The organism is Trinickia dinghuensis (genome assembly GCF_003367175.1).
GTDB classification, from domain to species: domain Bacteria; phylum Pseudomonadota; class Gammaproteobacteria; order Burkholderiales; family Burkholderiaceae; genus Trinickia; species Trinickia dinghuensis.
Genome location: NZ_QRGA01000015.1, coordinates 219,766 through 242,830, shown reverse-complemented (window position 1 = coordinate 242,830; position 23,065 = coordinate 219,766). Strand labels below are relative to the sequence as shown.

Annotated in this window: 23 protein-coding genes and 1 pseudogene; 9 read left to right on the top strand and 15 right to left on the bottom strand. The window is 64.4% G+C overall.

The annotated features are described in order from the left end of the window. Window positions 1–5 precede the first annotated feature (5 nt). Entirely contained in the window at window positions 6–953 is a 948-nt protein-coding gene (gene bla, locus DWV00_RS24930) for a class A beta-lactamase (protein WP_245965020.1), read from the bottom strand. A gap of 105 nt (window positions 954–1,058) precedes the next feature. Here bla and gcvA point away from each other — a divergent pair, with 105 nt between their 5' ends. Then, window positions 1,059–1,925, top strand: a complete 867-nt coding sequence (gene gcvA / locus DWV00_RS24925) for a LysR family transcriptional regulator (RefSeq protein WP_115536272.1) — start codon at window positions 1,059–1,061, stop codon at window positions 1,923–1,925. 31 nt (window positions 1,926–1,956) lie between these two features. On the opposite strand, the gene DWV00_RS24920 is transcribed toward gcvA, so the two are convergent. Next, window positions 1,957–2,868, bottom strand: a complete 912-nt coding sequence (locus DWV00_RS24920; RefSeq protein ID WP_115536271.1) for a LysR substrate-binding domain-containing protein — start codon at window positions 2,866–2,868, stop codon at window positions 1,957–1,959. A gap of 220 nt (window positions 2,869–3,088) precedes the next feature. On the opposite strand from DWV00_RS24920, the gene DWV00_RS24915 reads away from it, so the two are divergent. The 3 genes from DWV00_RS24915 (at window position 3,089) to amaB (ending at window position 6,975) form a co-directional block, all read left to right on the top strand. Further along, window positions 3,089–4,105: a DUF1338 domain-containing protein gene (locus DWV00_RS24915; RefSeq protein ID WP_181885576.1), complete on the top strand. Its 1,017-nt coding sequence runs from the start codon at window positions 3,089–3,091 to the stop codon at window positions 4,103–4,105. Window positions 4,106–4,192: 87 nt separating this feature from the next. Then, on the top strand, window positions 4,193–5,434 hold the full coding sequence (locus tag DWV00_RS24910) for an aminotransferase-like domain-containing protein (RefSeq protein ID WP_245965019.1): 1,242 nt from the start codon (window positions 4,193–4,195) through the stop codon (window positions 5,432–5,434). A gap of 29 nt (window positions 5,435–5,463) precedes the next feature. Further along, entirely contained in the window at window positions 5,464–6,975 is a 1,512-nt protein-coding gene (gene amaB, locus DWV00_RS24905) for an L-piperidine-6-carboxylate dehydrogenase (protein WP_115536270.1), read from the top strand. A 118-nt stretch (window positions 6,976–7,093) separates the two neighbouring features. Here the strand turns inward: amaB and DWV00_RS24900 are convergent, their stop codons facing one another. Then, window positions 7,094–7,948, bottom strand: a complete 855-nt coding sequence (locus tag DWV00_RS24900; protein WP_115536269.1) for a helix-turn-helix domain-containing protein — start codon at window positions 7,946–7,948, stop codon at window positions 7,094–7,096. Window positions 7,949–8,143: 195 nt separating this feature from the next. On the opposite strand from DWV00_RS24900, the gene lhpI reads away from it, so the two are divergent. Continuing rightward, window positions 8,144–9,076: a bifunctional Delta(1)-pyrroline-2-carboxylate/Delta(1)-piperideine-2-carboxylate reductase gene (lhpI, locus tag DWV00_RS24895; protein WP_115536268.1), complete on the top strand. Its 933-nt coding sequence runs from the start codon at window positions 8,144–8,146 to the stop codon at window positions 9,074–9,076. Window positions 9,077–9,152: 76 nt separating this feature from the next. Further along, complete coding sequence (locus DWV00_RS34695) at window positions 9,153–9,800, top strand: DNA-3-methyladenine glycosylase (RefSeq protein WP_115536267.1); 648 nt, start codon at window positions 9,153–9,155, stop codon at window positions 9,798–9,800. A 39-nt stretch (window positions 9,801–9,839) separates the two neighbouring features. Here DWV00_RS34695 and DWV00_RS24885 read toward each other — a convergent pair. Further along, a pseudogene (locus DWV00_RS24885) lies at window positions 9,840–10,328 on the bottom strand (acyl-homoserine-lactone synthase); the annotation flags it as partial. A 217-nt stretch (window positions 10,329–10,545) separates the two neighbouring features. On the opposite strand from DWV00_RS24885, the gene DWV00_RS24880 reads away from it, so the two are divergent. Continuing rightward, window positions 10,546–10,875 (top strand): helix-turn-helix domain-containing protein, encoded by a 330-nt coding sequence (locus tag DWV00_RS24880; protein ID WP_115536266.1) that lies wholly within the window; start codon window positions 10,546–10,548, stop codon window positions 10,873–10,875. On the opposite strand, the gene DWV00_RS24875 is transcribed toward DWV00_RS24880, so the two are convergent. Next, window positions 10,838–11,542, bottom strand: a complete 705-nt coding sequence (locus tag DWV00_RS24875; protein ID WP_115536265.1) for a helix-turn-helix transcriptional regulator — start codon at window positions 11,540–11,542, stop codon at window positions 10,838–10,840. The two genes, DWV00_RS24880 and DWV00_RS24875, sit on opposite strands and share 38 nt — an antisense overlap. Window positions 11,543–12,019: 477 nt before the next feature. Further along, window positions 12,020–12,496, bottom strand: a complete 477-nt coding sequence (locus DWV00_RS24870; protein WP_115536264.1) for a CBS domain-containing protein — start codon at window positions 12,494–12,496, stop codon at window positions 12,020–12,022. Between the two features lie 203 nt (window positions 12,497–12,699). On the opposite strand from DWV00_RS24870, the gene ribA reads away from it, so the two are divergent. Further along, window positions 12,700–13,347: a GTP cyclohydrolase II gene (ribA, locus tag DWV00_RS24865; protein WP_115536263.1), complete on the top strand. Its 648-nt coding sequence runs from the start codon at window positions 12,700–12,702 to the stop codon at window positions 13,345–13,347. An 85-nt stretch (window positions 13,348–13,432) separates the two neighbouring features. Here the strand turns inward: ribA and DWV00_RS24860 are convergent, their stop codons facing one another. From DWV00_RS24860 to DWV00_RS24830, 7 genes are all read right to left on the bottom strand, one after another. Next, window positions 13,433–13,768, bottom strand: coding sequence for a helix-turn-helix domain-containing protein (locus DWV00_RS24860; protein WP_115536262.1), 336 nt, complete (start codon window positions 13,766–13,768; stop codon window positions 13,433–13,435). Continuing rightward, a complete protein-coding gene (locus tag DWV00_RS24855) occupies window positions 13,749–14,126 on the bottom strand; it encodes a type II toxin-antitoxin system RelE/ParE family toxin (protein WP_115536261.1) in 378 nt (125 codons plus the stop codon). The genes DWV00_RS24860 and DWV00_RS24855 overlap by 20 nt, the downstream gene beginning before the upstream one ends. 248 nt (window positions 14,127–14,374) lie before the next feature. Next, window positions 14,375–16,123 carry an ATP-binding protein gene (locus DWV00_RS24850; protein ID WP_115536260.1) on the bottom strand — a complete coding sequence of 583 codons (1,749 nt, stop codon included), beginning with the start codon at window positions 16,121–16,123 and terminating at the stop codon, window positions 14,375–14,377. Continuing rightward, window positions 16,110–17,624, bottom strand: coding sequence for an ATPase domain-containing protein (locus tag DWV00_RS24845; protein ID WP_245965018.1), 1,515 nt, complete (start codon window positions 17,622–17,624; stop codon window positions 16,110–16,112). Before DWV00_RS24845 ends, DWV00_RS24850 begins: the two co-directional genes overlap by 14 nt. Before the next feature lie 227 nt (window positions 17,625–17,851). Next, window positions 17,852–18,640, bottom strand: a complete 789-nt coding sequence (locus DWV00_RS24840) for a hypothetical protein (protein ID WP_147297972.1) — start codon at window positions 18,638–18,640, stop codon at window positions 17,852–17,854. Window positions 18,641–18,659: 19 nt separating this feature from the next. Then, the gene (locus DWV00_RS24835) at window positions 18,660–19,307 is read right to left on the bottom strand and encodes an acyl-homoserine-lactone synthase (RefSeq protein WP_115536258.1); all 648 of its coding nucleotides are present in this window, start codon (window positions 19,305–19,307) and stop codon (window positions 18,660–18,662) included. A gap of 259 nt (window positions 19,308–19,566) precedes the next feature. Further along, on the bottom strand, window positions 19,567–20,010 hold the full coding sequence (locus DWV00_RS24830; protein ID WP_115536257.1) for a DUF4902 domain-containing protein: 444 nt from the start codon (window positions 20,008–20,010) through the stop codon (window positions 19,567–19,569). A gap of 94 nt (window positions 20,011–20,104) precedes the next feature. On the opposite strand from DWV00_RS24830, the gene DWV00_RS24825 reads away from it, so the two are divergent. After that, window positions 20,105–20,821 (top strand): autoinducer binding domain-containing protein, encoded by a 717-nt coding sequence (locus tag DWV00_RS24825; protein WP_115536314.1) that lies wholly within the window; start codon window positions 20,105–20,107, stop codon window positions 20,819–20,821. A gap of 55 nt (window positions 20,822–20,876) precedes the next feature. On the opposite strand, the gene DWV00_RS24820 is transcribed toward DWV00_RS24825, so the two are convergent. Both DWV00_RS24820 and mmsB read right to left on the bottom strand, forming a co-directional pair. Then, on the bottom strand, window positions 20,877–22,079 hold the full coding sequence (locus DWV00_RS24820; RefSeq protein WP_115536256.1) for an enoyl-CoA hydratase/isomerase family protein: 1,203 nt from the start codon (window positions 22,077–22,079) through the stop codon (window positions 20,877–20,879). 69 nt (window positions 22,080–22,148) lie between these two features. After that, entirely contained in the window at window positions 22,149–23,042 is an 894-nt protein-coding gene (gene mmsB / locus DWV00_RS24815; protein ID WP_115536255.1) for a 3-hydroxyisobutyrate dehydrogenase, read from the bottom strand. Between the last annotated feature and the right edge of the window lie 23 nt (window positions 23,043–23,065).

The following is a 23,065-nucleotide window of genomic DNA, read 5'->3' as shown; positions in this document are numbered from 1 at the left end:
CCCCTTTAAGGTCGGATAGTGTGCCGTGAGATGGCGCGGGCTACTTCCGCGATCGCGCCTTCGCGCGCGCGAAGGTCGGCGCGCGTCTCGGTGAGGTACACCGTAACCAGGATCGGCGCGCGATCCTGCGGCCAAAGCACGCCGATATCGTTCGTCGTTCCGCGTTCGCCCGAACCCGTCTTGTCTGCGACGCGCCAACCGCGCGGCACGCCGGCGCGAAGGCGCGTCGCGCCCGTACGGTTGCCGACCGCCCATGCCAAGAGTTGCGCACGCGACACGGCCGACAACGCATCGCCGAGCAACACCTTGCGCATGCTGCCGAGCATGGCGGCCGGCGTCGTCGTATCGCGCACGTCGCCCGGTATCGCAGTGTTCAACGACGGCTCGGTGCGATCGAGGCGCGTGACAGTATCGCCCAATTGCCTCATGAACGCCGTGAAGCCGGGTGGGCCGCCGATCGTCTCGAGCAGCAGGTTCGCCGCCGTGTTGTCGCTCATGGCCACGGCCGCATCGCACAGTGCGCCGACGGTCATTCCTTGGCCGCCCACGTTTTCGCGCGTGATCGGCGCGTATTCGTCGAGCTGGTCCGCCCCATAGACGATGCGGCGCTCGGGATCTTCTTCGCGACGATCGACGCGAGCCAGGACGCTCGCCGCGAGCATCAGCTTGAATGTGCTGCACATCGCGAACGACTCGCCCGAGCGGTGTCCGGCTTGCAGGCCCGTTTCGAGATCCTGTATCGCCACGCCCAACCGGCCGTCGACGCCATTCTCGATCGAGGCCGATTCCGATTCGATCGCGCGTGCTTGCGCAGCGAGTTTCGGCGAGCGCCGCGGCGACAGCGCTTCAGTCCGGCCTTTCGTTGCGCTGACCGCCGATTCCGACAACACTGAAGTCGATAGTCCAGCTATCATCGCGCCGAATGTGGTTCCGAGGAATTTTCTTCTTTGCATCTGCTGCACTCCGTTGAAAGAGGCATAAATATCGTGTTTCGCATGCGGCGGGACAATCAACGATAATTTTTCAGACACAATAACTTTTCTTATGGGTCTTCGGGTATGGCCAGACATCTGCCGCTGAACGCCTTGCGCGCATTCGAATCGTCGGCGCGCCATTTGAGCTTCACGCGCGCCGCGCGCGAGTTGAGCGTGACGCAGGCCGCCGTCAGTCAGCAAGTGCGGGCGCTCGAGGAGCGGCTCGGTGCTCAACTGTTCAAACGCTTGCCGCGCGGGCTCGGGATGACTGACGAGGGACAGGCGCTGCTGCCTGTCGTCTCCGACGCTTTCGGCCGCATCGATGCCGTGCTGAAGCAGTTCGAGGGCGGGCATTTTCATGAGGTGCTGACGGTGGGCGTCGTCGGCACTTTTGCCGTCGGCTGGCTCATGCCGCGGTTGAATGCGTTTCGCTCGGTGCACCCGTTCGTCGAGTTGCGGCTGCTGACGCACAACAATTTGGTCGATTTCGCGGCGGAGGGCTTCGACTTCGCGATTCGCTTCGGCGACGGCAATTGGCCCGGCACGCAAGCGTCGGCGTTGCTCGATGCGCCGCTGACGGCACTGTGTGCGCCTGAATTGGCCAAGCGGTTGAGCTCGCCGCGCGATCTTGCGTCCGAGACGCTGCTGCGCTCGTATCGTGCCGACGAGTGGGCGCTATGGCTGGCGGAGGCGGGTTTGCCGGGCGGCGCGATTCGCGGGCCCGTGTTCGATTCGTCGCGCTTGATGGTCGAGGCCGCGATGCTGGGCGCCGGCGTGGCGCTCGCACCGGCGCGCATGTTCGAGCGGGAGCTTCAATCGGGACGGCTCGTGCGGCCGTTCGACGCCGAGGTCCACACGGGCAGCTATTGGCTCACCTGGCTCAAGTCCAAGCGTATGACGCCCGCGATGCAGGCGTTTCGCGATTGGATCGTGACGCAGGCGCGCGCGTAGACGATTCGAGGCCCGATGGTTCGTTCGATTGTTACTTAGGATGTCTAAGCGATTCCGGGACGAGCGAAACCAGCCATTGCGACAGCGCGACGAACGGTTCGTCGTTCGCGACCGCATCGGGCGCGACGAGGTAGTAGCCCGCATCGCTCGCGAGCGGCATGTCGAGCGCGACGGCCAGTCTTCCCGAAGCGAGTTCGTCGGCGATCAAGATTTCGGGCATCAGCGCGACGCCCATGCCGGCCAGCGCCGCGCTCGACAGCATCGTAAACAACTCGTAGCGCGGCCCGCGAACGGCACGCGCGTCGTCGCCGAAGCCGTGCGTGCGAAACCATTCGCGCCAGGCGTCGGGCCGCGTCGACAAATGCAAGAGCGGCATGTCGACCAAGCGCTCGCGCGTGAGCGGCGCGCAATCCGCGGTGAGCGCCGGACTGCAGACGGGCACCGCGCTGCCTTCGCGAAACAGCAACGTGCCCTGTGTCCCCGGCCACACCGATCGGCCGAAATAGATGGCGGCATCGAACGGCGAGTCGCTGAACAGAAACGGCTCCGTGCGGATCGAGAGGTTGATCGTGATGTCGGGACGCAGCGTCCTGAATTGCGGCAGGCGCGGAATCAACCATTGACTGGCGAAGGTCGGCACGACGGCGAGTTCGAGCACGCGGCCGATGCCGCGCTGTGCCATCAGTTCGAGCGTGTCGCGCTCGATGCGCTCCAGGCTTTTTCGAATCTGCGCGGCGTAATGGCGCCCGTGGGGCGTCAGCACGACGCGCTTCTTGATCCGCAGGAACAAGGCGACACCAAGCCGATTTTCGAGCGCGGCGACTTGCCGGCACACGGCGCTTTGCGTGAGCGCGAGCTCGTCGGCCGCGCGGGTGAAGCTCTCGTGCCGTGCGGATGCCTCGAAAATCTGCAGCGCGGCTAGATTAGGGATGCCTTTTCTCATCGATGGTGCCGCTCCGGCGGAATGGGCCTGAGAGCGGCTTGAGCGTAAGTTGGTGAGTTTTTGGAATGAAGTGGTGAGTTTAAATCAATTGTGGGGAGGGAGTGCGGCAGCGACAATCCCATTCGATCGATGAAGCCAACTTGCGTACCGGCCGCGTTTTCGCGCTGGCTGCGCCTGCCAATGTGGGCATCGGCCCACGCGGAAAATGGGGAATGAAGCGATGAACAGCAATCTCGACGCACTGCTCGAAGCCGCATGGGGTGCAGGCGCCGCGCGAAAGTTGGTGACATTGATGAACGTGCCGCCTTCGATTGAGCGTTTCGAGGCCGGCATCGTGACGCGCGCGGAACTGGCGCAGGCGCTCAACATGGCGCTGTTCTCCGATCTGCTCGAACGCGTGCCGACGGGCCGCGCCTATACCGACGACGTCGTTCGCGAAGGCGCGCGCGTGCAGTTCGATCATGGCGCGCTGCGCACCGTCCGCTGGCCGCATTGCGGCGCGCTGCCTCCCGGCGAAGCCGCGTTCACGCGCATTCTCAAGCCGCTCGGCTATCGCTTGAACGGAATCTATCCGCTCGATCGGATCAAGATGACGGGGCGCTCGTACGCTCACCTCGACGCGCCCGAGCACATCGCGCAATTCTTCGTCAGCGAACTGCACCCCGAGCGTTTTTCGCCGGCATTCCAAGAGGCAGTGACGAACGTGGTCGGCTCGTCCGTCGACGCGCTCACGCCGCAAGCGGTCGCATGGCTGGCCGAACTCGAGCGGGATGCGGCATTGCCGTTGGAAGAGGCCTGTGCGTTGCTGCCGATCCTCGTGCGCTGTTTCGATCGCCAGCATATCGCGCCGCGCGTGGCGGATTATCAAACCTTGCTCGCCGAGTCCGCCGAAATGGCATGGATCGCGACCGAAGGCAACGCCTTCAATCATGCGACCGACCGCGTATCCGACGTGTTCGCGGTGGCCGATGCGCAGCGTTCGCTGGGCCGTCCCATCAAGGAACGCGTCGAAGTGTCCAAGTCGGGGCGTGTCAAGCAGACGGCGTTTCAGGCCGATCCGGTCAGCCGCGTCTTCCGTGGCGACGACGGCACCGAAGTGCGCCGTGAAGTGCCCGGTTCGTTCTATGAGTTCATCACGCGCGATACTTACTCCGATGGAGAGGGACGTGTCGCGCTCGATTTGGGCTTCGACGCGGGCAACGCGACCGGCATTTTCAAAATGACCGCGGCGGCGTGAGCGAAGCGGCGTAGCCGGCGCCCACCGCGCGATCGAGTGGAAAAGGTCGAGAAGGTCGAGAAGGTCGAGAGGGCCGAAAGGAGAGCGATGACATCAGGCAATACGATGTGTGCCGAGACGCCGGACGACGCCTATGGATTCGCCGCGCCGTTTCGTGCTCCTCAGGGCTCGCCGATCCGCGAGCTGTTCAAGTACGTCGGCCGTCCCGGGATGATTTCGTTCGCGGGCGGTTATCCGTCGAAGGATCTGTTCGATCGGGAGGGGCTGGCAAAAGCGCTCGACGCGGCATACCGGAGCGACCCGGTTGCCTGCCTGCAATACGGCGATACGGCCGGCGCACCGCTGTTGCGCCGGTCGCTCGCCCGGCTCATGGGCGAGCGCGGCGTGCAATGCGGCCCCGACGACATCGTCGTGACGACCGGCTCGCAGCAAGGCTTCGACTTGCTGCTGCGCACGCTGATCGCCCCGGGCGATACGGCGCTGATCGAAGAGCCTGCTTATCCCGCCGCGATCGCGGCGCTGCGGCTCGCCGGCGCGAACATCGTCACGGTCCGCACCGACGGCGACGGCATCGACGTCGATGCGCTCGCCGCCCAGCTCGACGCGTGGCCTGCCGGCGCGGGCCGGCCGAAGCTGCTCTACACGGTGCCCACCTTCGCGAATCCCACGGGCGCGACCTTGCCGCGCGAACGGCGCGAGGCACTGGTGCGGCTCGCGCAAGCGCGGCGCATCGTGCTCGTCGAAGACGATCCGTATGGCGAATTGCGCTTCGCGGGCAACCCCGTGCCGCCGATCCTCGCCTTGGCCGATGCCTGCCCCGGCGCCCGCGACTGGGTCGTCTATTTCGGCAGCTTGTCGAAGATCGTCGCGCCCGGCTTGCGGATCGGTTGGGCAATCGCTCCGGCACCCATCGCGCGACGGATGATCGTCGCCAAGCAGACCAGCGATTTGTGCACGTCGCCGCTCGCGCAGGAGACGGCGCGCCATTATCTCGACGGCGGCGGCTTGGAGCAGCATCTTCGCTCGATCCTCGGCGCCTATCGGTCGCGCTGCGAGGCCATGCTGAAGGCGCTGGCGCATTTCGCGCCGAACGACATCGAGTTTTCCGCGCCGCAGGGCGGCATGTTCGTCTGGGCAAGACTGGCCGGCGGGCGCGACGCCGGCGAAGTGCTCAAGCGCGCGATCGAGCGCAACGTGATGTTCGTGCCCGGCACCGCGTTCTTCGTGCGCGAGCCGGATGCGAGCAGTTTGCGGCTGTCGTTCGCGGCGCCCGGCGAAGCCGAGGCATTCGAAGGCGCGCGTCGGCTCGCGTCGGCGTTATCATTTTGACGAAGTAACTCGACTCTAAAGAGGACGTGATGGTAGTCAACGACATTCTCGCAGCGCTCAACGTCGACCTTTCCGCATGGAAGGGCGATGCCCTGACGGCCCGCTCGCCGCGCGACGGCGCAACGCTCGCCACACTGGCCGTCGACTCGGCCGCCAGCGCCGAGCGCAAGATCGACGCCGCCCATGCCGCGTTCCTGAAGTGGCGTACCGTGCCGGCGCCGCTGCGCGGCGAACTCGTGCGTATCTTCGGCAACGTGCTGCGCGAGCACAAGGACGCGCTCGGCCAGCTCGTGACGCTCGAGGCGGGCAAGATCCGCTCCGAAGGGCTCGGCGAAGTGCAGGAGATGATCGATATCTGCGATTTCGCGGTCGGTCTGTCCCGTCAGCTTTACGGTCTGACGATCGCCTCCGAGCGTCCCGGACACCGGATGATGGAAACGTGGCATCCGCTCGGCGTGTGCGGCGTGATTTCGGCATTCAACTTCCCGGTGGCCGTATGGGCGTGGAATGCCGCGCTCGCCTTCGTGTGCGGCGATCCCATCGTCTGGAAGCCGTCGGAGAAGACGCCGCTTACGGCCGTCGCTTGCGAGGCGCTGTTCGCCCAGGCCGTTCGCGAATTCGACAAGGCGCACCCGGGCGTCGCGCCGGAAGGGCTGATGCAGCTGGTCATCGGCGGCCGCGAAGTGGGCGAAGCGCTGACGCGCTCGCATAAAGTCCCGCTCGTCAGCGCGACAGGCAGCGTGCGCATGGGTATCGAAGTCGCGCAGACGCTGAGCAAGCGGCTCGCGCGCAGCATCCTCGAACTCGGCGGCAACAACGGCATGATCGTGGCCCCGAGCGCCGATCTCGACCTCGTCGTGCGGGCCGTGACCTTCGCTGCCGTCGGCACGGCGGGCCAGCGCTGCACGACGCTGCGCCGGCTGATCGTGCACCGGAGCGTCGTCGATGCGCTGCTGCCGCGGCTTACGAAGGCGTTTGCTTCGGTCAAGGTCGGCGATCCGCTCGACGGCGATACGCTCGTCGGCCCGCTGATCGACCGCGGCTCGTACGATGCGATGCAGACGGCGCTCGCCGAAGCGCGCAAGGACGGCGGCCAAGTGACGGGCGGCGAGCGCGTCGACGTCGGTCATGACGGCGCCTACTACGTGCGTCCCGCGATCGTGCGGATGACGGCTCAAACGGGCGCCGTCGAGCGCGAGACTTTCGCGCCGATCCTCTATGTGCTGGTCTATGACGACTTCGAGCAAGCCCTTGCCGTGCACAACGCCGTGCCGCAAGGCTTGTCTTCGGCGATCTTCACGAACGACATGCGCGAGGCCGAGCAGTTCATGTCTGCGGCCGGCAGCGATTGCGGCATCGTCAACGTGAACATCGGCACGAGCGGCGCGGAGATCGGCGGCGCGTTCGGCGGTGAAAAGGAAACGGGCGGCGGCCGCGAATCGGGTTCCGATTCGTGGAAGAGCTATATGCGCCGCGCGACGAACACGATCAACTACAGCCGTGAACTGCCGCTCGCGCAGGGCGTGAAATTCGACGTTTGAACACTGAGCGTTGAGAGCGTTGAGTGCGCGCTTGTCGGCCCCGGCCGCGCCGGGGCGATCGGCCGGCCGCGGCGGCGACCGGGGCATCGGACACCGCGGCCATCGCGCCTGTGCCTATTTACGCGCGGCCGAGGCGTTTCGAAAGATCGGCGACGAGAATCGCCAAGCGCGCCGGCTTTTCGTAGCAGGCCACGTCGAAGCGGCGGATCACCTCGCTGATCTCCGACTCGCTCGCCTTGCCGGTCAACAGGTCGCCCGTCAGCAGGAAGATCGGCGCATCGGGCCGCGCGGAGCGGCGGACCGCCTCGATCGCGGCCGCGGCCGTGTGCCCGTCGAAAAGCCAGTCGGTTACCACGGCATCAAACGTTTGCGCGTGCAGTGCGTCGGCGAACGCGGCGAGGCGATCGTACGCGGTGGCCGCGAAGCCGTTCTGCGCGAAGTAGTCGCACAGCGCTTCGGCGGCCGCTTGATCGGCGTCCACGACGGCCACCGCCGGGCGCTCGGCCTCGCCTCGGCGCGGATGGATTTCGATTTTCAGCACTTCGTGCGCGCGTTCGCCGGGTGCACCGTCGCAACGGACGATGCGCCAGCGCTCGCCTTCGCCATAGGCGACGAATTCGGCCCGCTCGTAGGGGCCGAGCGGCTCGCCGATCCAGGCGATGCAAGGCCCTTCGAACGCGCCCATGTTGAGCATCGCCTCGCGCGGTTGCGCGCCCGGGGCGCCGAGCCCGTTTTCCTGCGCGCCGAACAGTTGCGTGGGGGCCTCGCCGAACGCTTCCGCTACCTTGCGGATTTGCGCGAGCGTCCACGGACTGCTGCCGCGCAGTTTGCGGTGTCCTTGCGAAAAGCTCAGGTCGAGGATTCGGCAAAGCTCGGTGGTCTGCTGTCGCTTGCCGATGCCATGGCGAACCATCAGTGCGCGCACGCGATCGGCAACGGCGAGTGAGTCCGCTAAGGTGGCTTCTGTGGTCATACTGCTTCAGGGCGCGGCGACGAGGCGGTCACGGAATAATAATAGCTGTGGCGCGCAACCGCGCCACAGCGGTAAAAGTCAGGATGCGGGCGTATTTTAACGGGCAACGCGTGGCGCGCCCGCGTCAAATATGTATCGACAGGTTACGTTCGTTACCGGTAGTCAACGCGGGGTCCCCGTACTGGAGAAAACCCTATGACGATGCAGTTTTTCGACGCCGAGGCGACGGCCCGCTTGACGCCGTTTCCGGCGCTTGCCGATGCGCTGGCGCAAGCTTGCGCGGAAGCGGCCCGTGGCGAGATCGCCAGCCCGGCGCGGCTCGTGGTGCCGCTCAATCAGGGGGGAATCATGCTGGCGATGCCGGCGGCGGCGCGCGATCTTGCCATCCACAAGCTCGTGAACGTGTGTCCGGCCAACCGCGAGCGGGCGTTGCCGACGATTCACGGCCACGTGAGCGTCTGCGATCCCGATACGGGCGAGACGCTGTTCGCGCTCGACGGCCCGACCGTCACGGGCCGGCGCACCGCGGCGGTGACGCTGCTCGCGATCCGCACGTTCCTGCGCGCGGCGCCGAAAGAGGTGCTGCTGATCGGGACCGGCACGCAAGCGGCCTATCATGCCCAGGCGCTGGCCGCAGTCTATCCCGAGGCGCGCGTGATCGTTCGCGGGAGCGCTCCCGCACGGGCGCGGGCGTTTTGCGCGGATCACGGCAAGGGCATCTCGATGCGCCCCGATGAAGGCGAAGGCGGCACGCTTCCCGATACGGTCGATGCCGTCATCACGCTCACGACCAGCCGAGCGCCCGTCTACGACGAGCCCGCTCGGCTTGGGCGGCTCGTGATCGGAGTGGGGGCGTTTACGCCCGAAATGGCCGAAATCGGGCCGCGTACGCTCCAAGGCAGCGCGCTTTATGTCGACGACTTGGCCGGCGCGCCCCACGAAGCCGGCGATTTCATTCAGGCAGGTGTCGATTGGGCAAGCGTTGCCGGGCTGGCCGATGCCCTGGCCGCGGGCGGCGCGTCTACAGAGCGCGTGCACGCGAGCACGACGCCCATCGTGTTCAAGAGTGTCGGCTGCGCGGCTTGGGACTTGGCCGCGTGCCGAGTCGCGCGCGCTCGAGTGGGTTGAGGGCGCGGCGTTCATCGCGCCGCCCCGACGCCGAAGAACGAAGATTGCCTGCCATCGTGACGAGGTACCTTAGATCATGCTGCCCGGCGGCGAGAATGCATCGATCCATGCCATCGTGCCTTTGATGCGCGATGAGCTGCCCGTCGACACGGTCGAACTCGCGCGCTTCATGATCGGCAAATGCCTCGTGCACGATTCGCCGGAAGGCCGCGTGAGCGGACGGCTCGTCGAAACCGAAGCGTATCCGGTCGGCGATTCGACGGGCTACGCCTATCGAGGGCTGCGCGCGTACAACGGCGCACTCTTTCGCGCGCCTGGCCACGCCTACGTGCGGCTCGTCTACGGGGCTTCGTACACGATCAACATGTCGGCCGAACGCGAAGGCGAGGGCGCCGCCGTGCTGTTTCGCGCCGTGGAGCCGCTCGACGGCGTGCCGCTCATGCAAAGCCGGCGGCCCGGCGTCAAACATGCCGACCTCGCGCGCGGGCCCGGGCGGCTATGCTCGGCGTTCGCGATCGGCCCGCAGTGGGATGGGGCGGACCTATGCGGCGGCGGGGCACTGTGGATAGGACGTCTAAGCGGTGACGATTCGTCCCGCGCCCGCATTGGGGCCGCCAAGCGCATCGGCTTGTCGCGCGAAATGCATGCGCTGCTGCGCTTTTACGAGCCGGGTAGCGCATTCGTCAGCGGTCCTAGGCGATTGCTCGAACCCGTGCTGCGTTGAGGCGCACGCGCTGCCGTGCCCGAACAGCGCCTCGTGGGTTTGCTCGCCGAGGTCGATCGACAGTGCGACGGCGCTGACCTTGCCGACGCCCATCGGCGGGCCGAAGCGCCGCGTGGCAACGCGGGCCCTTACGAGCAGCCGCTCGACCGCGATGGTGGTGACGGTGACATAGCTCGTGACATTGCGCCGGTCGGCGAACGCGACGACGGCGCGCATCGCGTCGAGCGCCAGCTCCCCGAAGCCGAATCCCGCCTGTTCCGGCGAGACGATCGCGAAGCGGCTCAGCTCCCAAATTCGCGGCGAGGCCGGTGGCTCTTGTCCGTGCAGGAGCTGGGGAAACGTGTCGCGCAACATGTACGGCCCCTGGGTCGGCAGCAGCCGCCAGCAGCCGCACACCGCATCGGAACCGTCGCGCACGAGCAGGTAGTGGGGCGAGCACGCATCGTAGCCGTCGATTTCCATTCCGGACTGCACGGCGACCTCCCACCCCATCCGCTCGCTGAATATCTTGGCGCGCAACCGATGCATCTGCGCCAGCGCATCGAGATCGAAGCTGCATTGTTTATCGATTGTGATCTTCGTATTCATCTAGCTCTCCCGGGTTGTCATTAACCTCCTACCTAAACGGCATAGACCATATGCACTTTGCGTGCTCGGTGTAACTGTCAAGCAAGATAGGTACAAATCAACGGTGACACTTGGGATGATGCGGGTATCGAGTACGTCCCCCGATCAGGTGAAAGACATGTCCATAGCCGATATTCGTCAGCCGCAGACTGAGGAGTCCGTTCGGCCGGTTCGAGCTGAAATCAACAGTGCCTTCATTCAGGCTTACCGCAAGCAAGTCAAGGAAAGCCAAAAAACCTTCTGGGCCCGCTTCGGCGTGACGCAGTCGCGCGGCAGCCGTTTCGAGCTGGGCGCGAATATTCCGAAACCCGTCATGATCCTGCTGAGGCTCTATTTCGAGGCACGGATTTCCGACGAGGATATTTCCAGCGTTTCTCAAAAGCGGATGCCGGCGCTTCGGCCGGCACGCGTCAATCCGGATCAATCAACCCCATTCGGGTCGCCTTGACGGCCGCGGCGCTTCTGGAGCTGACCCCAAACTTGCCGCGAATGTTGGTCATGTGAAAGTTCACGGTGGCTTCCGAGCAGCCGAAGATCTTGGCGATCTCCCATGTCGACTTTCCTTGCGCCGTCCATTTCAAGCATTCGTATTCGCGCGGCGTCAGCTTCGGTACAAGCCGCTCGGTGTATCCGTCGAGGAAACGCTGGCTCGTATCGAAGGCGACGTCGCGCAACAGCGTCAGCATCGGCAGACTGCGCTCGACGTTCGCGTCGAACGAATTGCCCGCGTGCCTGCTGCGCAGGAAGCACAGCATGCCGACTTCCTGCTTGGGGCCGTGAATCGGCAATGAAATCCCGGTACACAGCCCGTGCTGGCAAGCTTCCTCATACATTTCCTGCTGATTGCGCTCGGCGAACAGCGACGACGTCCAGATGAGCGGCGACGTCTGCGTGAGGCAGTGGGCGACGGTCGGATCGATGCGAAACAGCGCGCGCTCGTCGTACGCCTGCCGCCAGCTCTGAGCGTAGGTGCTGCGCAGATAAGCATCGCTGAAGCGCATACCCGGCCGCGGCACGACGGCAAATAGCGTGTGGTCGAAGCCATATTTCCTTCCCAGCAACGCAACGGCTTCGAACCACGATTTCTCGTCCGCCGCGCGCCATAGCGGCGCCATCGGCTCTATAAATTGGCGTGGCATATTGTCCTCGCATGTCGAAAATATTACTTGCCCGAAACAGGGAGATGACTCGATCGACCGAAATAATTTCGAGAAGTCTGATTTTGCGAAATCATATCAGACGAATGAAATGTAATTGATCTGTTTCCCTGGATTCGGGGTATCAGCGAGAGTAAAAGAGGGGTTTTTGAATAGAAGCCCAATCGATGGGCGTTTGATATCGATTTCAGCCGAGTGGAAAATTCTTTGTGTTCGAGTCGAGGGGTGTTGGCTATTTTGTATGGATCGGAGAATTAAACCGATTCCATCTTGGATATAACTGCATTTAGTTGGAGCAGACTGTCTTATCTCGGGGAGGACGTTATTTTCGGGCATTGCCAAAGCGATTGACCGAAAGCGGCGTTTCGCCGCGCCGTGGCCGGAACGAGTGCTCGAGTGCCGAGGCACCCGGGCGCTCCCGACGGGTGGGGCAAGCTAGATATGAACGCCCGAAATGTAGTGCTCGAGCTGCTGGATGGTGAACTCTTGCTCCGAGATGATGGCCTTGACCAGATCGCCGATCGAGACCATGCCGACTAGCCGCCCGGCGTCGATCACAGGCAAGTGGCGCATCCGATGTTCCGTCATCAGGGCCATGCAGGCCTCGGTGGTGTCGGACATCCGCACGTGCAGGACTTGCTTGGTCATGATTTCGCCGACCCGGGTCGATTTCGACGAGCGGTCCATCAAAACGATCTTGCGGGCGTAATCGCGTTCAGTGATGATTCCCGCGATCGCCCCGTCCGTGCCCTCGGTCACGATCAACGCGCCGATTTGATGCTGGGACATCATCTTCACGGCGTCGAAGACCGACGCGTCGATGTCGATTGTGACCACCGGCTGCTCGGCGATCCTCTTCGCGGCTTGCGGGTCATCCAGCTTCGACTTGAGAATCTGCGCTACGTTGGGCATGAGAGTCTCCGTCTTCTCGGTTGGGGGCGGGGTCGAGCTCCGCCGCACGAACGTGCGGGCGCGGGGCTGTTTCCCAGTATAGGCGGTGGCGGAGCCTGCTGCGATGCCCCCGACCGACCCCAAATGGCGATTAGCGGTAAACTCCCGGTGCACGTACCGGCCGTCGGTGCGCGCGAACCGTTAAAAGCTACTCTCGATCAGTCATGCCCACGTCATCCCAGCCGCCCCGTGCCGACGGCGAAAGCGCCACGCAGTGCGTCACGCTCGCCGCCAAGGCCACCTTGCCCACTCGGTACGGAACGTTCACTTCGTATGCCTACCGTGTCGCCGCGGGGGACGCCGAGCATTTGGCCCTGGTGATGGGCGATGTCGGCGGACAGGCGTCGGTGCTCACGCGCTTGCATTCCGAATGCTTGACCGGCGACGTGCTCGGGTCGTATCGATGCGATTGCGGGGAACAGCTCGATCTAGCGTTGCGCTACATCGCGGCGGAAGGGCGGGGCGTGCTGCTCTACCTGCGCGGGCATGAAGGCCGCGGCATCGGATTGTCGAACAAGATCCGTGCGTATGCGTTGCAGGAGCAGGGGCTCGACACGGTGGAGGCGAACCTCGAACTGGGGCTGCCCGACGATGCGCGCGAGTACGATTCCGCGGCGGCGATTCTGCGCGAGCTGAACATCACCTCCGTCCGGCTCATGAGCAACAATCCGGACAAATTCGATTCGCTTTCGAAGCATGGCATTCCGGTGTGCGAACGCGTAGCGCTAGCCATTCCCGTGCGCGACGAGAACGAGCGGTACATTCGCACGAAGCAGTTGAAGTTCGGGCATTACTTCGACGAGAACGAATAGTTCGGGACAGGGGCAGCGAGTATTCGGTTCGGTTGGGTGAGTTCACGTGGTGGTTCACCGCGGTGCAGCGGATTAGCGGTTCACATCAGGCGACCGCGAGCGTGAGATGCCCGATCGGTTCAGCGGCCGGCCGTACCTTGATCTCGATGTCGTAGCCGAGCCGGTTCAAGCAGTCCATCAGCTTGCGCTCGGACAGGTTGGCGAAGTCGCCGTGCATCATGGCTGACACCTTCGGTTGCGGGATGCCCATGCGTTTCGCCGCTGCTTGTTGGGTGAGCCCAAGGGCACGCATGGCTTTTCTGATTTCGACCACCAAACCGGTCTTGATCTTCAGCTTTTCTGCATCGGGCAAGCCAAGGTCGGCATAGACATTACCCGAGCCGCGCTGAACCTCGACGCCTTCAACGATTCGCTTTTGCATTTCGTAGATCCCGTGCCAGTGCTTCGGCGACTTTCAACCGAGCACGAATGATGTCCAAATCGCCTTTCGGCGTCGCGATCCCACTCTTGCTCTTTTTCTGGAAGCAATGCAGGACGAACACCGCCTCTGCGAACTTCACTGTATAGACGGCCCGATACGTGTCGCCGGTATCATCCTCGATGACCTCTAGCACGCCGGCTCCGCCGAAACCCTTGAGGACCTTCGCCGCGTCGTCTTGGTCGCCCATTTGCGCCAGCGACAGCGCGTAACCGAAACGCCGACGCACATCGGGCGGCAACGCCATTAGGTCCTTATAACTGCTCGCAATCCATTCGAGAGGTTTTTCTTCGTCGATCATTGGCATTTTATACCTGTTCAGGTAACGCTGCAATCCGGCGGCAAGTGTACTGAACGACGAGGGCGGATTCTTCGCTGATCGACAAACCCTCCTGTGGCCGAACCGGCAGCGAGGGCATGGTTTTTTTTACCTTTTGAGACAACCTGCGCCATGCGCCGGATCTGGGCCCTCGGGAAACTGAGCGTCGAAGTGCTTGACGTGGCAATCGCGAATAACCTGCGCGCCGCCCGGCAAGTGACCTCAGCGTTTCACCGAACGCCGCAAAGCGCTTTGGCGATTTCGGCCAGGAGTTGCTGCTGCTGATAGGGTTTGCGCAGCCGGGGGAAATCCGTGCTGTTGCCTGCAGGCAGATCGGCGTATCCCGTGGCGATGATGATCGGAAGGCCCGGCCTCAACGCGCGCGCGGCCGACGCCAACTGCGTACCGGTCATTTTGGGCATGGCGTAATCGGTGATAAGAATATCGACCTTCCGGCCGCTCTCGAGGATATCGAGCGCATCCGCGCCGGAATTCGCTTCGATCACCTCGTGCCCCAGGTCTTCGAGCAGATAAGCCGTGCTCGTCGAAATCAAAGCATCGTCGTCCACTAGCAGAATGGTCGCTCGCGCCGTAGCGAGGCCGTCTTCTTGAGATGCCGGTGTCGACGCCGGCTCCGCGGGCGCCGCCGCGCGGGCCGCCAGCGAAGTCACCGGCAGCCACAGTTCCGCCTGCGTGCCGCAGCCGAGCACGCTGTGTAGCCGCAAAGCGCCGTCCAATTGCAACGCCAACCCGTGAATCATCGAGAGCCCGAGCCCCGTGCCCTTGCCGACTTCCTTCGTCGTAAAGAAAGGCTCCGTGGCTTTCAGAAGCGTTGCGGCATCCATTCCATGCCCACCGTCGCTCACGGTGAGACACACATAGTCGCCGCCGGCGAGATCGACGGTTCCCGGCGAGTGAGCCGTATCGACCCGTATCGAGATCGTTCCGCCATCCGGCATCGCGTCGCGCGCATTGACAACGAGATTGAGCAAGGCAAGTTCGATCTGATTGGCGTCGGCGAGCGTGAGCGGCAGCCGCTCGGGCAACACGAAATCCAGTTCGATGCCGGCGCCGACTGAGCGCTCCAGCAGATCGGCCATCCCGCGAATAAGGTCCGATAAATGAATCGGTTCGATCCTGAGGTCTTGTTGTCGCGCGAATGCAAGCAACCGCTGCGTCAGCGAAGCACCGCGCTGCGCCCCGCGGAGCGCCCCGTCGACCAACTGCATGACCTTTTCGTTCGAGGCCTGCTTGCGCAGGAGTTCAAGGTTGCCCATGACCGCCATGAGCAAGTTATTGAAGTCATGCGCTACGCCACCGGTCAACTGCCCGATCATTTCCATCTTTTGAACCTGGCGCAGCGCTTCTTCCGTGCGCTCGCGTTGCCGCATCTCCTCGAGCACCGTCTCGTGCGCGCGCTCGAGCTGCGCGGTGCGCTCGATCACCTTCGCTTCGAGCGTCTCATTGAGGCGCCGCAGGCTCTCTTCGGCAAGCTGTCCCGCGCTCAAGGCGGTTCTCAGGCGCGCCTCTCCTTCGTGCAACGCTTCGATGCGGGCGCGGGCTTCGTATTGCCGGTAACGGCCTCGTTGGACGGTTCGCACCACGCTCACGAACGTCATCGGGTGAAACGGGCGTTCGAGGAGGATGACGTTGCCGAGCGTATCGGATAAACGCCCCGCACCGGGAGTGCGGTCGAGCGTGCCGCTCCGCTGGGTCAGGACGACGAATGGAAAATCCGACCATGTCGGCTGCATGGCCACCCATGCCGTGATCTCTGTGAGATCGCCATCGCGCAGCGCCTCTTCGGTTATCACGGCGCAGCATATCTTGTCGGCCAGCAGCGCCGAAAAACGCATGAGATCGGCGCAAACGATCGAATCGATCCCCGACTCTCGCAATAGCGCGGCGGCGACCGCGGCGTCCCGGCCACGTGGCGCCAGGACCAACGCGGGGCAGTCGTATCGATCAATCGTTGCCATTGCCGGCCACGGCTGGGTTGAGCAGCGGCCCGGTGTTTCCGATGAACGACGGTACGCCGTGCAGCACGCCCTGGAAATCCTCGAGGGGCGCCCCCACGGTCAACCCCGCCGAACCCACGCGAAACTCGCGGATCGTTGCTTCATGGCTGCCCGTGCGTTTTTTAATGACGGACACGGCGCGCCGAACTCTCCCGAGCGCTTCGAAATAACGCAAAAGGATGACCGTGTCCGCCAGGTAAGTGATCTCCACAGGCGCCTTCATGTCGCCCACCAGACCATGTTGGGCGACCGTCAAAAAGGTCGTCGCCCCCTGCCGATTCAGATATTGCAGCAGCTCGTGAATGTGAAGGACGAGCGCGTTTTCTTGTGGCATTGCCGCTCGATATCCATTGAGGCTGTCGATCACGACGGTCTGTGCCTGCTGCTCGTCGACAACGGCCCGGACCCGATGGGCGAACTCGCCGGGGGACAACTCGGCTGCATCGACTTGTTCGAGGTGAAGCTTGCCGGCGTCGATCATCGGCTCGAAGTCGAACCCCATCTTTCGAGTGCGGTCGAGCAGCAAGCCGAGTTCTTCGTCGAAGATGAACAGCGCCGCTTTTTCGCCGCGCTCGAGCGCCGCATGGACGAACTGCAGCGCGAAGGTCGATTTTCCCGCGCCGGAGGGCCCCAGCACGAGCGTGCTCGAGCCCTGATCGACGCCTCCGCCGAGCAGTGCATCGAGCGCCTCGACGCCGCTGCTGACGTTCCTGCGGTCGACCGCGGTACGGTGTTCCGCGGCGACGAGGCGGGGGAATACGGAAACGCCGCCGGTTCTGATCGCAAAGTCGTGATAACCGCCGCGGAAGCGACGTCCGCGATATTTCGATATTTTCAGCCTGCGCCGCTCGGCGCCGTAGTCCGGAGCCAACTCTTCCAGTTTGATCACCGCGTGCGCGATGCTGTGAACGGTTTTATCGGCTGCATCCGAGCTCAGATCGTCCAATAAGAGGACCGTTGCACCGTATCGCGCGAAATAGTGTTTCAAAGCCAGGATCTGCCGGCGGTAGCGCAGTGAGCTCTGCGCCAGCAAGCGGATTTCCGACAAGCTGTCGAGGACCACCCGCTTTGGCCGGGTGCGCTCGTAGGCGCCCAGAATGACTTGCATGGTCTCGCCCAGCTCCAGGTCCGACGAATACAACAGGCTTTGTTGTTGATCGGCATCGAGCAGACTTTCGGGGGGGACCACCTCGAACACATCGATGCTTTCACCGAGAAGCCATCCGTGGGAGGCAGCGCCCTTGCGCAACTCCTTTTCCGTTTCGGACAAGGTGATGTAAAGGCCGCGCTCGCCCGCTTGCGCACCGGTGATCAGAAACCGAAGGGCGATCGTCGTTTTGCCTGTTCCGGGCGCTCCTTCGAGAAGGAAGACGTTACCTTCGGTGAGCCCCCCCATCAAAACATCGTCCAGCCCCGGAACGCCGGTTCGGGCTGTCGGCATGCTCTCCATGTCAGCGGCCATCGATCGCTCCTGAGTATTTTTGAAGTTTTCGGGAAACATTACCTGGGAGTATCAGGCGCGGGACAACCGCCAGCTTGGTGTAGCAGGCACGGGGTCACGCACGAATGGTAGATATAACCAAAAAATCGGCGGCGCGCCAGCCGCTGCGTTGGCGCGAACCGCGTGATAGAGGAAAGAGGGACGGAGCAGTTTTCGTGCCCGGAGATGTCCGGGCCGTGAGACAGGCGCTAAGAGGAGTAATTCCCCGCGCGCGAGGCCATGACGGCGCGCATCGACCAGCCGGCGGGAGAACTGCAGGCCGTCGTCGTACCGGACAGCCAGTGTTCCACCGTCATGCCCAGTTGCTGCGAAGCCTGCGCCGCGATCCAGCGGCATGCCGCCTCGGCCGACGTTCGCACGACGCGCTCGCCGGCGTGAAAGGCGAAGCGGACTTCGACTTCATGATCGACCACGCGCATGAACATCTCGCGCAGGTCGGCCGTCGCATCGCTCATCTTTGCGCGGGCACACACTTCAGCGAAGTAATAGTCGAGCCAGCGGGAAAAAAAGCAGGCGTCTTCGTGATTCGCCAGCGTGAACGCGGCGTCGCACGCGACTCGATAGCGCAACTCCGCGCCGGAAGGCGCGAAGGAGGGCGACTGCACCGCTTGCGCGCAAGACGGTGCGGCACCCAATTGCGCCCGGTACGCGACAAGGGATTGCCACAGCAATGCATGATCGTCGGCGCGCGACGGCTGCAGCGTGGCCGTCATCGGCTGTCCTGCCTCGCGAGCAGCCGACCGCGCGACCAGCCTCAACTCGCAAAGCGGCGCCGAATCGCCGATGATCAGCGCTCGCCGCGGCAAGCCGAGCGCTGGCGCATCGGCGTCGTCGGGGACGGCCACGGTAAGCCCGTGCCGATCGAGCCGCAGCAGCGGCATGGCCGATTCGTGATCGGCGTACTGCACTGCGATTCGCACCCATGCGGCGAAATCGTTGGCGGAAACGGAGGCGGGCACGTCGCGAGGGGTATACACGGTAGTCAAATGCTCGGATTCAGATGCAAGGTTGCAGGTCCGGCTCGCAGCCGGCGTGTTCTTCAACATGTCGTTCGATCAGGCTCGGGTCGACGCCCAGCGCGGTCAACGTTTGGATGTCGAGGTCGATCCAGCAAGCGACGACCATACGGCCGTCGATGCGCTGCGCCGGCCCGGCCCGGTGCGCATGCACGCCGATGCGCCGGAACAGCCGTTCCATGCTGAGGAACGTCACGCCGATCAATTGACGCGCGCCTAGCTTGACGGCGCACTCGACCACCGAGGCCAGCATCGGCTGCACGGCCCACGCACCGGCGTCTTCCCCGAACGCGCCGTCCGACGTGGTGGCCGCGAAGCGCGACAGTTCCCATACCGCCGTGGCCCGAGGCGGCACCATGCCGTCGGCCAGCAACGAGGGAAAGAGTTCTTGCAAGAGGTACGGACGCGTAGTCGGCAACAACCTCGCACAACCGCAAATGGCCCCCGATTCGTCATGGGCGACGACGTACACCGTGTCGTCGCGATCGTATTGGTCGCGCTCGAAGCGGGCATCGGCACACGGCAGGCGCCATCCCAGTTGTTCTACGAAGATCCGGTGCCGATAGTGCGCAAGCGCAGCATCGAGGTCTTTCGGCAGGCGCCCGTCGCCGTGAACTGAAGTCCGCATGTGATCCCTCGCTTATCATTTTTGATGAGCGCATTACAGCGCGCGCTCCGAGGGGCGGTAACTGTCAACGTTGACAGGACTGCGAAGGACGTAAGCTCCCCTGCCGAAGCGCTGCCGCGCTCCTGGGCAAGTCAGTCGAAACTAATAAGGAGATTGAAATGGGCCGACGATTTGCTTATAAATGACACCTGTGAACGAGTGAGCAGACGAATCAGGCGGATCGGGCGGGGGCTCGGCGATGCGCCGGCCGGGCCCCGCCTTACTGGAGCGTCGGGCCGCGTACGGCCGGCTTGCCCCAGGGCGCGAGCGCGGCTTGCGCGACGGCGTTCGGCCAGTTCAGACCGGCGACGCACCGCAACAACGCTTGGGCCGTGCGCGCCATGCCGAGGTCGAGGCCGCGGGGATCGACGCACATGACGTTGCTGCGAATGTCGCCCCAGGCGACGAGCAAGGCACCGGACGCGCGGTCGACATACCAGTCCCAACCGAGCGTCACGTACGCCGAGCCGGGGCCGCGGGCTCGCTGCCATTCCGTGTAGCCGGCGCTGCCGGCATCGACGCCTTCCGCGCGCAATTCCTCGAGCAAGTCAGGGTCGAGTGCGGAGTCGACATGCACGAGACTGAGCTCCGAGAGGGTGCATTCGGGTAGTCGGACGTAGCCGTCGGCGTGTTGGTCGGGCAGCAAGGGGGAAGGATGTCTCATGCGCCGGACTGTAGCAGCCTGCCGCGGTCGTGGGACCTGGCAACTATGACAGCCTTGTGTCCCGTGTTTCTTAGTTATTGAGGTATTCATGGATTTGCCGGTGCGGTGGCAAGATAGTTACGAACAACTGCGTTCGGCGACGGATGAGCGGCAACTGTTCGATCGGATCGCGGCATTCGCGAAGCGCTTGGGCTTCGAGTATTGCTGCTACGGGATCCGCGTGCCGCTGCCGGTGTCGAATCCGGCGGTCGCCATTTTCGACACCTATCCCACGGGGTGGATGAAGCACTATCAGGACAATCACTTCATCGACGTCGATCCGACGGTGCGGGAAGGGATGACGAGTTCGCGGCTCATCCTATGGCCGGAGGCGTCGACAAACTCGCCGCGCCTATGGACCGATGCGCGCGACTTCGGTTTGCGCGTGGGCGTGGCGCATTCGAGCTGGGCGGCCCACGGCGTCTATGGACTGCTGACGATGGCGCGCCATGCCGACGCGCTGACGACCACCGAGATCGACGAATTGACGCTGCAGGCGAGCTGGCTCGCCAACCTGTCGCACGCGCTGATGAGCGAGTTTCTCGTGCCGAGGCTGGCGCCCGAAGCGAGTGTCGTGCTGACGCCGCGCGAGTGCGAGGTGCTGTGCTGGACCGGAGAGGGGAAGACGGCGTGCGAGATCGGCCAGATCCTCAATATCTCGGAGCGGACCGTCAATTTCCACGTCAACAACGTTTTGTTGAAACTGAACGCGACCAACAAGGTGCAGGCCGTCGTCAAAGCGATCGCGATGGGGCTCATCGCTTCGGTTTGATGCGGCCTGCCTGCAACGGGTCAACGCCTGCGCGTCGCCGCGTACGAGCCGGTGCCTACGACGGCAGCCGCGATGCGCGAAGCGGCGGCAGTTCGCCGAGATCGGCGAGCGGATGCCGGGCGCGTGGCCACGGCGAGCTCAAGAAGTGCGCGATGCGCTCGGGCCGTACGTCGGCCAGCGATGCCGGGTGCCAGCGCGGTGCGCGGTCCTTGTCGATCAGATGCGCGCGCACCCCCTCTCGGAAGTCGCCTTCCTCGATCGCGCGCGACACGATGCCGAGCTCCATCCGGTAGGCGTCGGCCAACGTGATGCGGCGCCCCCGCAAGAGGGCCTCGCGCGTGACATGCAGCATCGTCGGCGAATAGCCGTGCAGCGCGTCGAGCGCTGTTTGCAGCCAGGCGCGCAGGTCGGGATGCGGGTTGGAGATCAGCGCCGCGGCCAGCGAGGCGGCCATTTCGCCGACACCCGAACGCGGATCGAAGTGCTTCTCGATCGCCGGCAGCACGGCGTCGATCGGCGCATGCGGCAGCGGAGCCGCGGGCGGCACGAATGCTTCGCGCAGGCGCGCGCTCACTTGATCCGGCGGCAGGCTCGCGAGGCGCGCCTCGAACCCTCGCAGCCATTCGCTTTGAACGCAGACGTCGGCGAGTGAGCAACGGACCGCGTCGGCGCCCGACAGCACCGCGCCGGTGAGGCCGACATACAGCGCGAGTTCGACCGGCATCATGCTCAGGAAGCGCGTGGCGCCGACGTCGGGGACGAAGCCGATCCGCGTCTCGGGCATCGCGATCTTGCTGCGCTCGGTGACGATACGAAGCGAGGCTGCCTGCGCGAGGCCCATGCCGCCGCCCATCGTGATGCCGTCGGCAAGCGCGACGATCGGCTTCGGAAACGCGTGCAGCGCGAAGTCGAGCCGGTATTCGTCGATGAAGAACTGGCGCCAGCCGTCCTCGCCTTCGATGCGCCCCGCGTTCGCCGCGTGATAGAGCGCGCGGACGTCGCCTCCCGCGCAGAACCCTTTTTCTCCGCTGCCGCGCAGCACCAGCGCGACGATCGCGTTGTCTTCCCGGCAACGCTCGATCTGCTCGGCGAGCGCGCGCACCATCGCGTGCGATAGCGCATTCAACGCTTGCGGCCGCTCGAGCGTCAGGATCGCGACGCCATTGACTACGTGACCGAGCACGCGCCCCTGTGCCGGCTGCGCGGCGTCCGATACGCCGTCGCGTGCGGCCTGCGAGGGTTCGACACGTGCGTTCATGCATGGACTCCTTTCAATTTCATTGCCGTTTTCATTGACGTTTGCCGAGGTATGCCGCCGCATCGCCCGTCATTGCGATGCGCGGCTTCGATAGAGCGAGATGATCGCCGAGAAATCGAGCCCGCCTTGGCCGCCCGCGCTCATCGCCTGATAGAGCTGCTGCGCGAGCGCGCCGAGAAAGATCGGCTGCTTGGCCGAGCGGGCCGCATCGACCGCGAGGCCCAGGTCCTTGAGCATCAGATCCGCCCCGAAGCCGCCCGTGTAGCCGCGCGAGGCGGGTGCGGTGTCGACGATGCCCGGATAGGGGTTGTAGGTGTCCGAACTCCAGCATCGGCCCGTCGACGTATTGATGATGCCGGCCAGCACCTTCGGATCGATGCCGAGCGTAGCGCCGAGCGACATCGCTTCGGCCACGCCCGTCATCGTGATGCCGAGCAGGAGGTTATTGCAGATCTTCGCGACTTGACCCATGCCGGTATCGCCGCAGTGGACGATGTTCTTGCCCATCGCGCGGAGTACCGGCTCGACGTCGGCGAACAGCGTTTCGTTTGCGCCCACCATGAACGTCAGCGTGCCGGCCGCGGCGCCGCCGGTGCCGCCCGAGACGGGCGCATCGACGAAAGCGTTGCCGCGCGCAGCCGCGAGCTTGGCGAAAGCCTGGACGCTCGCCGGGTCGATCGTGCTCGAATCGACGATCGTCACACCGGGCGCGATCCCGGCCAGTACGCCTTGCTCGTCCGTCAGCACGCCGCGCACGTGCGCGGCGGCCGGCAGCATCGTGACGACGAGTTCGACGTCGGCCGCGGCCGCCTTCGGCGACGCGCATGCCGCCGCGCCGGCGTCCGCCAGCTTGCGCAGCGCGGCTTCGCTCAGGTCGAACGCTTGCAGCGAATGGCCGTTCTTGAGCAGGTTGAGCGCCATCGGCGCGCCCATGTTGCCCAGGCCGATGAATCCGATCTTCATGGCGTGTGACTCCGTATTCTCTC

Excerpts from the sequence above, each read along its gene's own strand:
- DWV00_RS24835 (WP_115536258.1), bottom strand. The coding sequence starts at position 19,307 with ATGCGGACTTCAGTTCACGGCGACGGGCGCCTGCCGAAAGACCTCGAT.
- DWV00_RS24920 (WP_115536271.1), bottom strand. The coding sequence starts at position 2,868 with ATGAGAAAAGGCATCCCTAATCTAGCCGCGCTGCAGATTTTCGAGGCA.
- bla (WP_245965020.1), bottom strand. The coding sequence starts at position 953 with ATGCAAAGAAGAAAATTCCTCGGAACCACATTCGGCGCGATGATAGCT.
- DWV00_RS24845 (WP_245965018.1), bottom strand. The coding sequence starts at position 17,624 with ATGGCCGCTGACATGGAGAGCATGCCGACAGCCCGAACCGGCGTTCCG.
- DWV00_RS24910 (WP_245965019.1), top strand. The coding sequence starts at position 4,193 with ATGACATCAGGCAATACGATGTGTGCCGAGACGCCGGACGACGCCTAT.
- DWV00_RS34695 (WP_115536267.1), top strand. The coding sequence starts at position 9,153 with ATGCTGCCCGGCGGCGAGAATGCATCGATCCATGCCATCGTGCCTTTG.
- mmsB (WP_115536255.1), bottom strand. The coding sequence starts at position 23,042 with ATGAAGATCGGATTCATCGGCCTGGGCAACATGGGCGCGCCGATGGCG.
- DWV00_RS24855 (WP_115536261.1), bottom strand. The coding sequence starts at position 14,126 with ATGATCGACGAAGAAAAACCTCTCGAATGGATTGCGAGCAGTTATAAG.
- DWV00_RS24860 (WP_115536262.1), bottom strand. The coding sequence starts at position 13,768 with ATGCAAAAGCGAATCGTTGAAGGCGTCGAGGTTCAGCGCGGCTCGGGT.
- DWV00_RS24915 (WP_181885576.1), top strand. The coding sequence starts at position 3,089 with ATGAACAGCAATCTCGACGCACTGCTCGAAGCCGCATGGGGTGCAGGC.
- gcvA (WP_115536272.1), top strand. The coding sequence starts at position 1,059 with ATGGCCAGACATCTGCCGCTGAACGCCTTGCGCGCATTCGAATCGTCG.
- DWV00_RS24830 (WP_115536257.1), bottom strand. The coding sequence starts at position 20,010 with ATGAGACATCCTTCCCCCTTGCTGCCCGACCAACACGCCGACGGCTAC.
- amaB (WP_115536270.1), top strand. The coding sequence starts at position 5,464 with ATGGTAGTCAACGACATTCTCGCAGCGCTCAACGTCGACCTTTCCGCA.
- DWV00_RS24875 (WP_115536265.1), bottom strand. The coding sequence starts at position 11,542 with ATGGCGCCGCTATGGCGCGCGGCGGACGAGAAATCGTGGTTCGAAGCC.
- DWV00_RS24880 (WP_115536266.1), top strand. The coding sequence starts at position 10,546 with ATGTCCATAGCCGATATTCGTCAGCCGCAGACTGAGGAGTCCGTTCGG.
- DWV00_RS24870 (WP_115536264.1), bottom strand. The coding sequence starts at position 12,496 with ATGCCCAACGTAGCGCAGATTCTCAAGTCGAAGCTGGATGACCCGCAA.
- DWV00_RS24820 (WP_115536256.1), bottom strand. The coding sequence starts at position 22,079 with ATGAACGCACGTGTCGAACCCTCGCAGGCCGCACGCGACGGCGTATCG.
- DWV00_RS24850 (WP_115536260.1), bottom strand. The coding sequence starts at position 16,123 with ATGGCAACGATTGATCGATACGACTGCCCCGCGTTGGTCCTGGCGCCA.
- lhpI (WP_115536268.1), top strand. The coding sequence starts at position 8,144 with ATGACGATGCAGTTTTTCGACGCCGAGGCGACGGCCCGCTTGACGCCG.
- DWV00_RS24900 (WP_115536269.1), bottom strand. The coding sequence starts at position 7,948 with ATGACCACAGAAGCCACCTTAGCGGACTCACTCGCCGTTGCCGATCGC.
- ribA (WP_115536263.1), top strand. The coding sequence starts at position 12,700 with ATGCCCACGTCATCCCAGCCGCCCCGTGCCGACGGCGAAAGCGCCACG.